Origin of the sequence: Lachnospira rogosae (ex Hitch et al. 2025) (genome assembly GCF_040096455.1) — a bacterium.
Lineage (GTDB): Bacteria > Bacillota > Clostridia > Lachnospirales > Lachnospiraceae > Lachnospira > Lachnospira rogosae.
Genome location: NZ_JBBMER010000009.1, coordinates 24,598 through 41,009, shown reverse-complemented (window position 1 = coordinate 41,009; position 16,412 = coordinate 24,598). Strand labels below are relative to the sequence as shown.

Sequence of the window (16,412 nt, the reverse complement as noted above, 5' to 3'; positions counted from 1 at the left end):
GTATAACTTGAATATATCCAATATAAAAATTATAATTATAAACAACGGAGGTGAAATTTATATGACTAAAAAAGAGATGTTAGATGAAATGGAGGAAGCTGGCTGGAGTTATGATACAGATTTAGATTCCCCATATAAAGCCGTCAAAGAGGATTACGATGAAATGAAAAAAGAACTTTCCGATGATTCCTTACTTTTCCCTAACGGCAGAGATTATGATGCTGAAGATGAAGATGGTATTTAATCCGTAATAACATAGTAAGAGGGCTGCCGCAGCAACAACCCTCTTACTGTCTGTCAGCCAACTTTTCTTTATATCCTTCTACTACTGACGTTATTATATTTATTATGACTATGCTCTAATTAATGTAACAAGAATTAATTCATTATTTTACCAGATTACAATTTATTAATACCAGATTCTTTATTTCTGCATTTATAGCAGCTTTCTATACGTCTCCCTATCTTTTTCCTCTATATCCAGTGTATCCATTGCCTCTTCTGCTGTCTGATTCAACTTTCTCATTAATGTTCTTATGCTGTCAAGACGCGCCTGTTTCTCCCCTCGTTCCATTCCTCGTCTTTCTCCGCGTTCCTCGCTTTCTTCTACCAGCAAATCACTTATGTTACACATATCATTCACACACCCTTCTAATTCTGTTGTCATCTCAAGTCCGTATTCTTCTAACTGGTTCATCTTATCCTGTCTTGCCCTGCCAGAAAATAATACTTCTAGCATTGCTATAAGCCTATTTTTTGATTCTTCGACATCTGCTCTGCTTCTTATTCTTATAACCGCTCCATTCATTATGCTTCGCTGTGGAAGCCAGCTTGTATTGCCATAGATTACTCTTGGCTGCAAGCCTAATTCTATTATAGAGTCTTCATCGGCTTCTGTATCCATACATATCCATATGCTGTATACATCTTTGATGTCATCATAGTTTGATTTTATGAATTCTACATTTTTCTGTGAAGACACTAGTCTTGCCATATAATACACCATTCTTGATTCGATATGATAACCAAGCTTTGTATATGAAATACTTTTCTGTGCCTCAACATTTACAAGTATTTTAATTGTTCTATTATTATAATACAATGGAAATCTTATGTCGTAAATAATTTTTCCATCTTTTATATCTACGTCTTCGGTTCCATCACTTTCAATTTTAATGCACAGCTTTTCCGGAACTGTAAGTGATACTATTGTCTCTCCTATGCAGGGAATTATGTCTTTTATGCTGTATTCCCTGAATTCTGGCACTATTACTTTTACTATATTGGCTAATATCTGCGGGTCTGCCAATATACATTTAGCATAGTCGTCTCTCATTGCTTTATCTACATCAAGCTTTGACATTGTTTCTGCAAGATGTGTGGTTACTCTCTGATACTTCATTAAACCTCCTTTTCATTGGTTATCATTTATCCACCATAGTCAGTTATTCGCACTAAAATTTTAAATATTGGAATTATATTGGCGAATTGCCATTAGATTTCATATATAGTTCCGATATGGTTGCCACATATTACTATCAAACATTATTATATTTAGATTAGATACTATATAAATAGAATACCACATATCACTATGTATTGCAATAGAATATTTAAAAAACAAAAAGGCATTGCCAGACCACTCAAATGGACTTTCCTTCCGTGCACACCTGGCCAGTCAAGAAAGCCCATACCATAGGCCCGATAATACCTCTCTTTATTAATTACATTAGGTGATTGCGGTTACTTGTGTTCACAGTACAAATAACAATCAATTTTGCTGAGTTTCGCAAACGCCTATTAATTACATAATTATGCCAATGACCCTCTCTTAAGCCATCTTCCACTAACAAACCTTGCAACAAAGCATACTGACCTTGCTGCCCAGTCAATGAACATTCCTATCCATACGCCAAGAACTCCCATTCCAAGCATTACGCCAAGGACGTAGCTGCTTCCGACCCTGAACAGCCACATCGAGATAATACTTGCTGTCATTGTGAATTTTACATCTCCCGCCGCTCTTAATGGATTGGATAATGTAAATGAAAGCGGCCATATAAATAATGAAACCACATTAAAGCATCTTAAAATCATTACTGTAATCTGTGTTGCCTCACCTGATAAGTTAAACCACGAAGCAATAAATGGTGCTAAGAAGAATAATGGAATATTACATATCCAGTCGCCGAAATACGCATATTTAAGCACTTTTTTAGTATACATTTTTGCCTGTTCTTTCTCACCGGCACCTATGCACTGTCCAACAACTGTGATAAGTGCAAGTCCCATAGATGAAGCCGGAATATTTGCAAAATCGATAACTGTATAGCCAACCGAATTAGCGGCTGTAGATGCTGTTCCAAATGTTGCAACCATACTTACAACCATAAGCTTTCCTATCTGGAACATACCATTTTCTATGCCTGATGGAATTCCTATTGTCAGAATCTTCTTTATATATATCCAGTCTGGAACAAAATATTTTATATGATCTATTCTTATCGGATTAGTCTTTCCGCATACAAGTACTGTCATAACTATTCCAGCTGCAACACGGCTAAGCGCTGTTGACAGTGCAACACCAGCTACACTCCACTTAAATACGAATACAAACAAAGCATTTCCAGCTACATTAATCACATTCATAAGTATGCTTATATTCATACTTACCTTACTGTTGCCTACGCTCCTGAATATTGCAGCTCCTGCATTGTACATTCCAAGGAAAGGATATGAAAGGGCTGTTATCACAAAATATAACACAGCACAATCCATAACTGAATCTTCAACAGTTCCGAATATCACCTTAAGTAATGGTCTTGTAAATGAAACTGAAAATGCTGTCATTATAACTGAAAATATTAACAAAACGGTCTCAAGCTGTGCTCCTGACTTTCTTGATTCATCATCCCTGCCTTTACCTATATATTGACTGCAGACAACAGCTCCACCTGTCGCAAGTGCTGCCATAACCTGTATGATAAGCCTGTTGATATTATCAACAAGTGCAACTCCTGCAACTGCCGCTTCTCCTGACTGTGATACCATAAGTGTGTCAACAAGTCCAACAAGCACTGCAAGAAGCTGTTCAAACATGAGCGGAATTATAAGCTTCCTTAAATCTTTACTACTAAACAACATATGTTTACTCCATCTATATTTTCATTTTATGGTGTAAGTGTTAATTGCACAACTATTCTGCACAGCTTATATTAAAGAGCTGCAGAATATGCCTTTAACCCCATCACCAATCATACATTTATCACACAAAAATTCGGTCAGAACGTACTTTTAACATTCTGACCGAATATAATAATTACATTATCAGCTGTAATAAACATCTATAAACCAGTTATCTAAGCTTCTAACCAGCCTGTTAACCATCAGCAATATTAGTCTACTGTGTAAATCCAGCCCTTAGGAGCTTCGATTCTGCCCATCTGGATACCTGTGAGTGTTTCGTATAACTTCTTAGTTACTGGTCCCATCTCGTCCATACCACTTGGTAAGCAGATTTCCTTGCCGTGATCAACTATCTTTCCTACAGGAGAGATAACTGCTGCTGTACCGCAAAGACCACATTCAGCAAAGTCCTTAACTTCATCAAAGAGAACTTCTCTTTCTTCAACTTCAAGTCCAAGGTATTCCTTAGCAACGTGTACTAATGAACGTCTTGTGATAGATGGTAAGATACTATCTGACTTAGGTGTTACAACCTTGCCGTCCTTAGTAACAAAGAGGAAGTTAGCTCCGCCTGTCTCTTCAACCTTAGTTCTTGTAGCTGGGTCAAGATACATATTCTCAGCATATCCTTCTGCGTGAGCTGTTACGATTGCGTGAAGGCTCATTGCATAGTTAAGACCAGCCTTGATATGACCTGTTCCGTGTGGTGCTGCTCTATCAAAATCTGAAACCTTGATTGTAAGTGGCTTAGCACCGCCCTTGAAGTATGGTCCAACAGGTGTTGTAAATACTCTGAACTGATATTCATCAGCAGGCTTAACACCTATAACTGGATTGCTTCCGAACATATATGGACGGATATAAAGTGATGCACCTGAACCATAAGGTGGTACCCAGTCCTCATTAGCTCTTACTGTTTCAGCAATAGCTTCTACGAACTTATCTTCTGGGAATACTGGCATTTCAAGTCTTCTACAAGAATCTGCCATTCTGCTTGCGTTCATATCTGGTCTGAAAATAACTGTGTGACCATTCTCTGTTGTGTATGCCTTCATACCTTCAAAACATGACTGTGAATACTGTAATACACCAGCACATTCGCTGATAACGACTTTATCATCATCTGTGATAACACCATTATCCCATGCTCCATTCTTATAATTAGCTACGAATCTCTTATCAGTCTTTACATAGCCAAATCCTAAATTAGACCAATCAATATCTTTCTTTGCCATAACTTTATACTTCCTTTCGTATTCGACAGTCTACTCACCTTACTGTCAGGAGCTTCTACAATACCAGCCATAAATGTCTGCTTTGCTGTAAAATGTCCTTACAACACCGCTGACAACCAGTAAATACGCTGACCCCTTGGCATAACACTCTTTCTTTGGTGTTTACTATAATGGATCCCATCGATTAATTAAATTAGGGATATTTTATACCCACATTTTATATAAGTCAATAAATTTTGCCTATCTAATAATTTCACAAGTATATTTTTTATGTATTTTACAGCTTTTTGAGCCGCGCTATTAGTCCAGCGCCGCTTCGCCGCACTGGACACGCGGGCGTTCGCCCTATCAGACATAATGCAAAGCCACAATTTTGTGCAAGCACAACTGTGTCTTTACATTATGTCTGGCACGGCTCATTGCTTTCGCGATCATTCATAGCTTGTAATCTGTGTGTAGAAGTTGTCGTAGTCTGTTCTGCCTTCTCCTGTGAATGCGATTGCTGTTCTTGGGTGCTGGTTAGCATTTCCTGTAATCATATACTGGACGTCACACCCCCATACAACTCCGGCTTTCTTAAGTGGAACCATATGATTTTCAATGAACTTAAGAACTGGTGAAATTCTGTACTTTGGATTTCTTAAGAAGCCCATAAGAAGCTCTGTATAACAGTTGCCTGCACCTCTGCCCATTCCGCTCATTGTAACATCAAGATAGCTTACACCTATTGTGCACGCCTCAATAGTATTGGCAAATGCAAGCTGCTGGTTATTGTGTGCATGTATACCAACTCTCTTTCCGTATTTCTCAGCAATCCTGATATATTTATCTGCAAGTCTTCTTATCTGTTCAGGATAAAGTGAACCGTAGCTGTCTACAAGGTAGATTACGCTTGCCTTGCTCTGTGCAGCAAGAAGTTCAAGTGCAAGGTCTAACTCATTCTCACTTGCTGTAGAGATAGCCATAATATTAATAGTAACTTCATATCCCATATCTGCACAGTAATTAATCATCTCTATAGCCGCAGGTATAGTATTAATATATGTAGCTACCCTTACCATATCTATAACACTTTCAGACTTAGGAATTATATCCTTCTTGTAATCAGTTCTTCCTACGTCTGCCATAACAGAAATCTTTAAGTCTGTATCATTATCACCAACGATAGCTCTTATATCTTTCTCATCGCAGAACTTCCACTTGCCGTAATCCTCAACCTTAAAGACTTCCTTTGATGCCTTATATCCAAATTCCATATAATCAACGCCTGCGGCTACATTTGCCTTATACAAATCGCGCACAAAATCTTCGCTGAATTCAAAATTGTTAACAAGACCTCCATCTCTAAGTGTACAATCAACGACCTTAATATCTGGTCTGAATGATACTAACTCGCCTTTCTGTTCCATAGTAATCCTCCATTCTTTCCCGGTAAAAGCTAAGAAAATAATTCCCGCACCGGGTGTTCTCAATCTAGTATCAGTGTGCAGGAAAAGATTGCATATGCCTGATATGCTTCTGCACACATTTTATTATACTTTAAAGCGTTACACTTTAAAGTGCTAAATTGTCATTATTATACCACTATATTTAATTTTGTAAAGTACTAATTGCATCTTCCATAATATCCATCATATCTAAAAGTCCGTTAAGGTATTCTTTCTGGCTTGTAAATTTTCTTTTAGTAACTGTCCATATAAAATGTGGCACTCCATTTATTTTAAAATCCAAAGCCCCACCGAAGCTTTCAAGAAGTTTAGGAATTGCATCAGAATCTATATCAGCATTAGGATATATATTCATAACTGTTCTCCAGTTAGATGCACCTCCTGCCGGATTAGCGGCAGTTTCGCCCTTAATCTCCATAATTCCTATCTTATGTGCCTTGCTCTTTATAAGTGCTACCATCAAAAGATTAGAAGCACACGAAGGAATACTTCCATATCTGTCTGAAAGCTCATCTTTCATATCTGACAATTCTTCCCTCGTTTCAAGTGCTGCAATCCTTTTATAGATATCTAATTTCTGGTATTCGCTCTTAATATATGAAGCTGGAATATATGCATCAACTTCCAGATCAACAGTAGTTTCAAAACTGTATTCGTTCTTTATGCCCTTTAAGTTATTGACTGCCTGATTAAGCATTTTACAATACAAGTCATAACCTACTGCCGCCATATGCCCGTGCTGGCTCTTTCCAAGCACATTTCCTGCACCTCTTATCTCAAGGTCTTTCATAGCAATCTTAAATCCCGAACCAAGGTCAGAGAATTCCTTTATAGCACTTAATCTCTTCTCTGCAACCTCGGATATCATCTTATCCCTTTTGTACATAAGAAAAGCATATGACGTTCTTGTACTTCGTCCAACTCTTCCCCTTAACTGGTAAAGCTGGGAAAGCCCGAACTGGTCAGCATTTTCTATAATCATAGTGTTACAGTTAGGTATATCCATACCTGTTTCTATAATTGTCGTAGATACAAGAACATCTATCTCTCCATTGACGAACTCATACATAATCTTTTCAAGCATACGCTTATCCATCTGTCCATGTGCATACGCAACAACCGCATCAGGAACAAGATTTTGTATATACTCAGCACGTTCCTCAATGTCCCTTACCTTGTTGTATACATAATACACCTGTCCATTTCGTGCAAGTTCTCTTGTAACCGCCTCTCTTATCATCTCATCATTATGTTCTGTAACAAATGTCTGTATCGGATGTCTGTCCACCGGCGGCTCTTCAAGAACACTCATATCCCTAATACCGACAAGGCTCATATGAAGTGTTCTTGGAATAGGAGTTGCACTTAATGTAAGAACGTCTATGTTGTTCTTTAATTCTTTAATCTTTTCTTTATGTGCAACACCAAAACGCTGTTCCTCATCAATAATAAGCAGTCCCAGATCCTTAAACTGCACATCCTTTGACAATACACGGTGCGTTCCTATAACAACATCTATCGTGCCATTCTTAAGCCCTTCAATCGTCTTTTTATTCTGTGCACTTGTCCTGAAGCTTGACAACTGACCGACATTAACAGGAAAGCCTTTCATTCTCTCCTCAAATGTTGAAAAATGCTGGCTTGCAAGCACTGTTGTGGGAACAAGGTAAGCCACCTGCTTGCCGTCCTGAATAGCCTTAAATGCAGCTCTTATCGCAACTTCTGTCTTTCCATATCCGACATCGCCGCATATAAGTCTGTCCATAACCCTGCCGCTTTCCATATCCTTCTTGGTATCCTCAATGGCATTAAGCTGGTCATCTGTCTCCTCATAAGGAAACATTTCCTCAAATTCCTTCTGCCATACAGTATCCTGTGAAAATCTGTAGCCCTCAACCTTCTGCCTTATCGCATAAAGCCTTACAAGCTCTTTAGCCACTTCCTCAACTGCCCCTGTAACCTTGGCTTTTGTCTTCTTCCACTCAACACCACCAAGACTGTTAAGCTTAGGCTTTTTCTCCGTATCCTGATTAGCGTACTTCTGCAGACGGTCAAGCTGTGTTGCAAGCACATATAGATTGCCGTTATTCGCATACGCAATCTTAATATAATCCTTCTCAACACCTTCTACCTGTATCTTTTCTATTCCCTTGTATACACCAAGTCCGTGGCTCTCGTGCACAACATAATCGCCTATATTAAGTTCGTTAAAGCTGGCAATGTTCTTTCCATCGTGCTTTTTCTTCTTAAGCTTCTTCATCTTTCTTGCACTGAATATATCATTCTCTGCAATAACAACAAATGAAAGAACAGGATACTCAAAGCCTTTATGCAGGCTTCCGTATGTCACTATAATAAGCCCGCTTCCGTAATCCTTATTAAAATCCTCGCTGTAAAAGCTGGCAATTCCAAGCTTTCCCAGATCATCAACTATTCTTAATGCCCTCGTTCTTGAACTGCATACAAGTATTGTTGTATATCCATTTTTCTTGTACTTTTCCAAATCCTTAGCCAGATACTCAAAACTGTTATTATATGAGCTTATGCTTCTTGCCGTGATGTACATAGAATAATCTATCTCAAAACCCTCAGGCTTATAATCAAGTGTCGTTAATATAAGCTTTTTATTATTCCTTAAATCACTGATAATCTCATTCATAGCCTTGACCTTATTAGTCTGGCTTGGAAGCACATAACCTGCAGCAAGACGGTTCTTCATACTCTCGTTGTATTCATACAATGTCAGCTCATTACATTCTTTCAGCCTGTTAGGCTCGTCTAACACAACAAGAGTATTCTCCTCTGGAAAATACTCTGCCAGTCCAACTGTATCTGCCACAATTGTATCTGTGAACTTCTCATAATTACCGGTACGCTCGACATCTGCAACAAGCTTGTTAAGATTATTACCGGCCTCAATCTGCTCCTTTGTACGCTTTCTCTTACCATAATCAAAACACTCTAGCTGCCTGTCGCACTCTTTCTTAATATTGTACAGACCATTTTTTAACTCATCTTCTGTAAATATATATTCAGTAGCCGGGAAAATGCTGTAGCTTTGGAGCCTTTCAATCGACCTCTGGCTCTCAACATCGAACATTCTTATAGAATCAACTTCCGTATCCCACAGCTCAATTCTAACCGGTGCTTCATCTGTGTATGAGAAAATATCTATAATTCCACCACGTATTGCAAACTGTCCCTTGTCCTCCACCATTCCAGTACGCACAAAGCCCATAGCCACCAGCTTCTTTGCCAGCTTCTCTGGTTCTATTTCGCTGGAATAATCAAGGGTTATAACTGCCTCCTTAAATCTTTCGACAGGTATGAGCCTGTCTGCAATTCCGTCCATAGTTGTAACAACTGTAAGCACTCCCTCGCCCGTACTGCTATGGTTGATTATACGGCTTATACATCTTAATCTCTCGCCTGTAATCTGGTTGCCGTGTACGTCCGCACTATAGAATATGGCATCCTTGGCTGGATAGTATATTGCTTCTTTATTAAAAAATGAAGCATCATCACACATTTTTCTTGCTTTTGCTTCATCACTTGTAACAATAAGCATATACTTATATCCTGATGCTATTGCACTTGATATGTGCACCTTCTGTGTATCAATACAGCCGCTTATAAGCACAGTTCTTCCGCCGTCTTTGCCAAGCTCTTTATTTAATTGTTCAACTGCCGCCGTATTATTTACAGGGTCAAAAAATGTGTTCAAAATATCTGCTCCTTATCCATTGAATTTATTCATTCCACTTTCAATACCTTCTGTCATTATGCACTCTACTGCCTCACAGACTCTCTTAGTTCCCTCTCTTAAAGCTGGATAAAGTTCCTCCGGAAATCTTCCAAGAACCCAGTCAGCAAGATCCCAGCCCTTTGGCTTATCCCCAACTCCGAATTTAACTCTCTTAAACTGGTCACTTCCAAGGTGTGCAATTATGCTCTTAATTCCATTGTGTCCGCCTGCACTTCCCTTTGGACGGAGTCTTAACCTTCCCGGTTCAAGGCTTATATCATCAAATATAACAATTAAATCATCTATATCTGCCTTGTAATAATCCATAACTTCTCTTATACACTCGCCTGAATTATTCATATAAGTCATAGGCTTTACAAGAATTACTTTATGTCCTTCTATAACACCTTTTCCTATAAGACCTTTATGTTTAGATGTGTCTACACTTATATTATATTGGTCGGCAAGTTCATCTATGCAGGCGAAACCAACATTGTGTCTTGTTCCTGCGTATTGTGCTCCTGGGTTGCCTAATCCTGCTATTATATACATATTTTGTTCCTTCCTTTGGTGGGGATTTATAATTATTTTATATTGTACAGATTTTGGGGAGGTTATTCAATGTATTATTGAATATATTATTGGGTGTATTATCAGGTGTGCTGGAAAAATAAACTGCCATCAGGTTAGTAGACTGATGGCAGTTATTTCATTAAGATACTTTTTCGTCTGGGTGTTCTATATGACCTGTGATTTCGCCGTCATAGATTTCGTATATCTCATCTGAAAGATAGTTAAGTTCTTCTGTGTCGTGGCACGCAATTATTATAAGTGAACCATTGGCTTTAAGCTCATCTAAAAGTCCCTTTATAAGTCCTGCTCCTGCCTCATCAAGTGCATTGATAGGCTCATCAAGAATAACTATATCAGGGCGTTCCATTATAGCCGCCGCAATTCCTAATCTCTGCTTCATTCCTAATGAATATTTCTTAAATGTTCTCTTATCGTCCGGGTCAAGTCCGACCTTTCTTATAGCATCTCTTATCTCATCATCACTAATACGGTTCTGGATAGATGCAAGTATCTTTAGGTTCTTAAAACCTGTATAATTGCTTATAAATGAAGGATTCTCAATTAAAATCCCTATACTTGGCGGAAATGAAATCTGCCTGCCAAGCTCCTTATCGTTAATGTATACCTTTCCTGATGTTGGAAGTATAAGCCCGCTTATAGCCCTCATAAGCATTGTCTTACCTGAACCATTCTTACCTTTAAGTCCTATAACTTTCCCGCTCTCTAGTGTCAGGTTAATATTCTTTAATACCTCAGCACTTTTGAATGACTTGCAATAATCTTCAAGTCTTACCACTGTACCCATATGCGTACCTCCTCATTACTCTTTTAAAGTTATTCACTATTATAATCATTTAACATTAAAATCACTTATAGCTTTATTTATAATAACACTTTTTAAGCTAATTGTATATACACAATGTACATGTATACACTAATAATCTGTCATTAATATATAATTATAAATTCATTTACATTACAGCTAATCGTGTGTAATATTATTATATAATGATACCAGAGTCAAAGGGTCTAAACCCGCATAAGCTTGCTCATAGGTGGGGGCTTTTGACCCCAACATCATATAATGCAGATACTAAAAGTATAAAAGTTATTATTCCTTAGCAAAATAACTTTTTTACCTATAGCACACCTAACACCGAAAGAGGTATTCTATGGCTTCAAGATTTGAAATATCACAGCAGATTTATAATTCAGCCTATGCTATGCACTCTGCCCATTCACATTCATATTATGAGCTTTATTATCTTATGAATGGCTCGTGCAATATGTTTATACACGATAATACATACCGTATGGAAGCTGGCACAATATTGTTTATTCCTGATAACGTGCTTCATAAGACCACTTATCTTAATAACGCTTATCACGAACGCCTTTATATAGAATTCACTGACGATTATATAAGCGACCTTATCGACATACTAGGCTTTGAACAGTTTAAAGATACATTTTATATGCACTTCTTCTCTATACCGGATAATCACAGGCACGAATTCCTATCTATATTCAGTGTTCTGATTAACGAAAGACAGAACAGTAATGCTCTTTCACCCTGTGTATACAAGAATTACCTGCAAAATCTGTTAATACTGCTCTGCCGGTATTGTGATAACAAGCCTGCTTCCCCTGCAAGCCTTGTTGATACTGTATCCATCGCAGATGTATCCGTACAAAAGGCTATGAATTATATTATGCTTAATTATAATAAAGATATTACACTTGATGAAATAGCTGATATGCTTCATCTGAACCCATCTTATTTTTCTAAAAAGTTTAAAGCTGTTAACGGATTTGGATTTAAGGAATACCTCAATACAATAAGAATTAACCATTCTGAGCAACTTCTTTTAGAAACGGATATGAGCATAACAGAGATTGCACTTGAATGCGGTTATGATAACAGCAACTATTTTGGTGATGCCTTCAAACACCTCAACCACTTATCGCCAACACAATTCCGCAAAGCAAAGGGTAATAAAGGAATATAGTGCGAGTGTGCATTCCCGGCACATAAAAATAACTAACAAAGCCTCCAGTGTTATATACACCGGAGGCTTTTATTAATTATTTAATATCAAAATGGCATTAATAATATGATGGACTGTCCTCAATAACTATCTTAACACCATTCTCGCCAACATATCTTGAGTTAGCTTTTATAGTGCTGTTGCTTTCAACTATGCAGTTCTCAATATAAGCATTATCACCTATATAAGCATTATTCATAATTATTGAATTCTTAACAACTGCGTTATTACCAATATATATCTTCTTGAACAGCACTGAATTCTCCACTGTACCATTAACGATACAGCCACAGGATACAAGGCTGTTAGAAACATTTGCCCCATAATTATACTTAGCTGGTGGCAGATCCTCAACCTTAGAATATATATCCGGATACTGCTTGAAGAAGTAATCTCTTACATCTCTCTTTAAGAAGTCCATATTAGTCTTATAATACGAATCTACTGATGATATATTATTCCAGTATGTATCAAGCATATAGCCATATATCTTCTTGATATTTCTGTATCTTACAAGAATATCCCTTACAAAATCGTATCTGTCTTCTTCAGCAGCTTTCTCAAGAAGTTCAATAAGAAGCCTTCTTCTTACAACATAGATACCTGTTGATACTGTTGAAAGATTAGTCTCTAACGGCTTCTCATCAATATCTGTTATACGTCCCTCGTCTGTAAGTGCAACAACTCCGTATCTTCCAATATCTGCTCTGTTATCAAGCTTCTTTACGACAACTGTAACATCTGCCTTCTTCTCAATATGATATTGAAGAATCTTGTTATAATCAAGCTTATATATTCCATCACCAGAGGCTATTACAACATATGGCTCGTGGCTTGACTTTAAGAAATCTATATTCTGATACAATGAATCTGCTGTTCCTCTGTACCAGCTGCTGCTCTCAGCAGTGATAGTAGGTGTGAACACATAAAGTCCACCCTGTTTTCTACCAAAATCCCACCATTTAGATGAGCTTAAATGCTCATTAAGTGAGCGTGCATTATACTGTGTTATTACTGCAACCTTCTGGATATGCGAATTCGACATATTACTAAGTGCGAAATCTATTGCTCTGTAGCTTCCTGCAACAGGCATTGAAGCAATAGCTCTCTTATTAGTCAATTCGCGCATCATTCTGTTATTACCACCTGCTAATACTATACCTATTGCTTTCATTCAACTTCACCTGCCTTAATAATAATTCCTCCGCTTGGCAACAATCCATCTGGATAATCTTCAACAGTTGTAACACCTGATATAGCTGTGTTCTTTCCAACCTTAACTCCATCAGGAACAACTGAACACTCACCAATTGTTACAAGTCCAGAATTATATATCTTAGGAAGTTTAACATTAGGTACTTCTTCTCCTACACCAAGCTCTACGTTGTCACCTATAACAACTTCCTCTGCAATTATTGACTTATTAACGATTGTATTCTTACCAATAACAGAATTATTCATAATAATTGAATCTCTGACTACGGCACCTTCTTCGATAGTAACACCAGAACCTATTACTGAATTATATATTCTTCCATATACTTCTGTTCCATCACCAATAATACTCTTCTCTATAAATGTATTATCCGCAATATACTGTGGTGGAATTGTATCTGTTCTTGTATATATCTTCCAGAATTCTTCATAAAGATTAAATACAGGAATAATATCTATAAGTTCCATATTAGCTTCCCAATATGAGCTTAATGTTCCTACATCCTTCCAATAACTGTTATATTCGTATGCAAATATCCTCTTATTATTATTGAAGCAATACGGAATTACATGCTTACCAAAATCACATTCCTGCTGATCCTTAAGCTTAATAAGTGCGTCCTTTAATACACTCCACTTAAATATGTAGATACCCATTGAAGCAAGATTGCTCTTAGGATTAGCTGGCTTTTCTTCAAATTCTGTTATTCTGTTGTCTGAATCGGTAACAACTATACCAAATCTGCTTGCTTCCTCAATTGGAACAGGCATAGCTGCAATTGTAATATCGGCATTATTAGCCTTGTGATAATCTAACATTATCTTATAATCCATCTTGTAAATATGGTCGCCAGATAATATAAGAACATACTCTGGATTGTACTGTTCCATATATTCAAGATTCTGGTAGATAGCATTAGCAGTTCCTGTATACCATTCACTATTGGTACTCTTCTCATATGGAGGAAGAACTGTTACACCACCTACATTGCGGTCCAGATCCCAAGGAATACCTATTCCGATATGGGAATTAAGACGAAGGGGACGATACTGTGTAAGGACACCTACAGTATCAATTCCTGAGTTAATACAGTTGCTTAATGGAAAGTCTATTATTCTGTACTTACCACCAAATGCTACTGCTGGTTTCGCAACCTTAGCCGTCAGAACACCGAGTCTGCTACCCTGTCCACCAGCTAACAGCATTGCTATCATTTCTTTTTTAATCATGCTACCACCTCTGATGTTTATTTTACTATCTTAAGTTGTATAAATTATATCACATATTTTCCATTAAGTAAAAATAATTTTGCATTTTTTTGATAATTTTTCGTACAATTTCTTAATCAGTATTTTTTATGTACTTAACAACAAAACAATTTGAAAAAAAAAGCTTTTAGGCATATAATCTTACTTGAATTAGTTTAAGAAAGGAAATTCCTATGTTTACAATTGATTTTAATACTCCAATACATGTACATTTTATCGGAATCGGCGGAATAAGCATGAGCGGTCTTGCAAAGATTCTTCTTGATCGTCATTTTACCGTATCCGGTTCTGATGCACATATATCAGATTTAACAACTGAATTACAGCAGGACGGATGTATAATCTCTTATCCACAGTCTGCTGACAATATCACAGGTGACATTGACCTTGTTGTATACACAGCCGCAATCCACCCTGATAATCCTGAACTTAAAGCTGCTGTTGATGCCGGTATCCCAACACTGACAAGAGCTGAGCTTCTCGGACAGATTATGAAGAATTACCATACCGCAGTAAATGTAGCTGGTACTCACGGTAAGACTACTACAACTTCTATGATTACTGAAATTCTTCTTGCTTCTGATGCTGACCCTACAATCTCGGTAGGAGGCATACTTAACAGCATAGGCGGTAATATAAGAGTTGGACGTTCTGACCTTTTCGTTACAGAAGCCTGCGAATACACTAACAGCTTCTTATCATTTAACCCTACTATCAATATTATACTTAATGTCAAAGCTGACCACCTTGATTTTTTCAAAGACCTTGATGATATACGTCATTCATTCAAGCTTTTTACTGAAAAGCTTCCATCTGACGGAACACTTATCATCAACTCAGACATAGACAATTATGAATATTTTTATAAGGATACTGACTGTGAAGTCATAACATTTGGTTCTGACCCTGAAAAGAGTATGTATAGTGCAACAAATATCACTTACGACAAATATGGCTGCTGTTCATATACTCTTCTTATTAATAAAGAAGATAGTGGAACAATTGAATTATCAGTTCCTGGTCTTCACAATGTATACAATTCACTTTCAGCTGTAGCTGCAGCCTTTAAGCTTGGCATAAGCATAGACAATATCAAGGCCGGTCTTAAGCATTTCACAGGTACTAACCGAAGATTTGAAAAGAAAGGCGAATTCAACGGTGTCACCGTAATTGATGATTATGCACACCACCCTGATGAGATAACAGCTACCCTTAATTCAGCTAAGAATTATCCACATAATAAAATATGGTGCGTATTCCAGCCACATACTTATTCAAGAACCAAAGCTTTGATGCCAGAATTTGCTAAAGCATTAAGCCTTGCTGATAATATTGTGCTCGCCAAAATATATCCTGCAAGAGAAACAGATAATCTTGGCATAAGTTCTGCTGACCTTATGGAACTTATTAAAGCAGAAGGCAAAGATTGCTACTATTACGAATCTTTTGAGGACATCGAAAAATTTTTATTAAATAATTGTATCAACGGCGACCTGTTGATAACTATGGGGGCCGGAGATGTATATAAAATTGGCGAAGAACTTCTAAAATAGCCATTTTTTACACATTTTTATATTTTGTCAACAAAGTTATCCACATTATCCACATTTTTATCCCGTTATCCACGGTTTAAGAATGTGGATTTTTTTGTGAAAAATCACATTGTTAAAAATACAGCAATTTACTGACTTTT

Annotated in this window: 11 protein-coding genes and 1 pseudogene; 3 read left to right on the top strand and 9 right to left on the bottom strand. The window is 37.3% G+C overall.

All coding sequences use genetic code 11. The features are described 5' to 3' along the window. Positions 1-61 precede the first annotated feature (61 nt). Positions 62-244 carry a hypothetical protein gene (locus WMO14_RS11370; RefSeq protein ID WP_022502506.1) on the top strand — a complete coding sequence of 61 codons (183 nt, stop codon included), beginning with the start codon at positions 62-64 and terminating at the stop codon, positions 242-244. A 192-nt stretch (positions 245-436) separates the two neighbouring features. On the opposite strand, the gene WMO14_RS11365 is transcribed toward WMO14_RS11370, so the two are convergent. The 7 genes and pseudogenes from WMO14_RS11365 to WMO14_RS11335 form a co-directional block, all read right to left on the bottom strand. Further along, on the bottom strand, positions 437-1,402 hold the full coding sequence (locus tag WMO14_RS11365) for a hypothetical protein (protein ID WP_022502507.1): 966 nt from the start codon (positions 1,400-1,402) through the stop codon (positions 437-439). A 410-nt stretch (positions 1,403-1,812) separates the two neighbouring features. Beyond that, the gene (locus WMO14_RS11360; RefSeq protein ID WP_349153858.1) at positions 1,813-3,144 is read right to left on the bottom strand and encodes an MATE family efflux transporter; all 1,332 of its coding nucleotides are present in this window, start codon (positions 3,142-3,144) and stop codon (positions 1,813-1,815) included. A 251-nt stretch (positions 3,145-3,395) separates the two neighbouring features. After that, positions 3,396-4,427: pseudogene (locus WMO14_RS11355) on the bottom strand (branched-chain amino acid aminotransferase); the annotation flags it as partial. Between the two features lie 425 nt (positions 4,428-4,852). Continuing rightward, positions 4,853-5,830 (bottom strand): aldolase catalytic domain-containing protein, encoded by a 978-nt coding sequence (locus WMO14_RS11350; protein WP_022502510.1) that lies wholly within the window; start codon positions 5,828-5,830, stop codon positions 4,853-4,855. Between the two features lie 181 nt (positions 5,831-6,011). Next, positions 6,012-9,593, bottom strand: a complete 3,582-nt coding sequence (gene mfd, locus WMO14_RS11345) for a transcription-repair coupling factor (protein WP_349153857.1) — start codon at positions 9,591-9,593, stop codon at positions 6,012-6,014. Positions 9,594-9,605: 12 nt separating this feature from the next. Further along, positions 9,606-10,166 carry an aminoacyl-tRNA hydrolase gene (gene pth / locus WMO14_RS11340; RefSeq protein WP_055306968.1) on the bottom strand — a complete coding sequence of 187 codons (561 nt, stop codon included), beginning with the start codon at positions 10,164-10,166 and terminating at the stop codon, positions 9,606-9,608. A 160-nt stretch (positions 10,167-10,326) separates the two neighbouring features. Beyond that, positions 10,327-10,992: an ATP-binding cassette domain-containing protein gene (locus WMO14_RS11335; protein WP_055306969.1), complete on the bottom strand. Its 666-nt coding sequence runs from the start codon at positions 10,990-10,992 to the stop codon at positions 10,327-10,329. A gap of 367 nt (positions 10,993-11,359) precedes the next feature. Here WMO14_RS11335 and WMO14_RS11330 point away from each other — a divergent pair, with 367 nt between their 5' ends. Beyond that, positions 11,360-12,196, top strand: a complete 837-nt coding sequence (locus tag WMO14_RS11330; protein WP_022502514.1) for a helix-turn-helix transcriptional regulator — start codon at positions 11,360-11,362, stop codon at positions 12,194-12,196. 97 nt (positions 12,197-12,293) lie between these two features. On the opposite strand, the gene glgD is transcribed toward WMO14_RS11330, so the two are convergent. Together glgD and WMO14_RS11320 are read right to left on the bottom strand one after the other, a co-directional pair. Beyond that, complete coding sequence (gene glgD / locus WMO14_RS11325; RefSeq protein ID WP_022502515.1) at positions 12,294-13,409, bottom strand: glucose-1-phosphate adenylyltransferase subunit GlgD; 1,116 nt, start codon at positions 13,407-13,409, stop codon at positions 12,294-12,296. Next, positions 13,406-14,680 (bottom strand): glucose-1-phosphate adenylyltransferase, encoded by a 1,275-nt coding sequence (locus tag WMO14_RS11320; protein ID WP_055177438.1) that lies wholly within the window; start codon positions 14,678-14,680, stop codon positions 13,406-13,408. Before WMO14_RS11320 ends, glgD begins: the two co-directional genes overlap by 4 nt. Positions 14,681-14,892: 212 nt before the next feature. Between WMO14_RS11320 and murC the strand changes: the two genes are divergently transcribed. Then, positions 14,893-16,272 (top strand): UDP-N-acetylmuramate--L-alanine ligase, encoded by a 1,380-nt coding sequence (gene murC, locus WMO14_RS11315; RefSeq protein WP_349153856.1) that lies wholly within the window; start codon positions 14,893-14,895, stop codon positions 16,270-16,272. Positions 16,273-16,412: the final 140 nt, after the last annotated feature.

Coding starts and splice junctions, on each gene's coding strand:
- WMO14_RS11370 (WP_022502506.1), top strand. CDS start 62: ATGACTAAAAAAGAGATGTTAGATGAAATGGAGGAAGCTGGCTGGAGT.
- WMO14_RS11365 (WP_022502507.1), bottom strand. CDS start 1,402: ATGAAGTATCAGAGAGTAACCACACATCTTGCAGAAACAATGTCAAAG.
- WMO14_RS11360 (WP_349153858.1), bottom strand. CDS start 3,144: ATGTTGTTTAGTAGTAAAGATTTAAGGAAGCTTATAATTCCGCTCATG.
- WMO14_RS11350 (WP_022502510.1), bottom strand. CDS start 5,830: ATGGAACAGAAAGGCGAGTTAGTATCATTCAGACCAGATATTAAGGTC.
- pth (WP_055306968.1), bottom strand. CDS start 10,166: ATGTATATAATAGCAGGATTAGGCAACCCAGGAGCACAATACGCAGGA.
- WMO14_RS11335 (WP_055306969.1), bottom strand. CDS start 10,992: ATGGGTACAGTGGTAAGACTTGAAGATTATTGCAAGTCATTCAAAAGT.
- WMO14_RS11330 (WP_022502514.1), top strand. CDS start 11,360: ATGGCTTCAAGATTTGAAATATCACAGCAGATTTATAATTCAGCCTAT.
- glgD (WP_022502515.1), bottom strand. CDS start 13,409: ATGAAAGCAATAGGTATAGTATTAGCAGGTGGTAATAACAGAATGATG.
- WMO14_RS11320 (WP_055177438.1), bottom strand. CDS start 14,680: ATGATTAAAAAAGAAATGATAGCAATGCTGTTAGCTGGTGGACAGGGT.
- murC (WP_349153856.1), top strand. CDS start 14,893: ATGTTTACAATTGATTTTAATACTCCAATACATGTACATTTTATCGGA.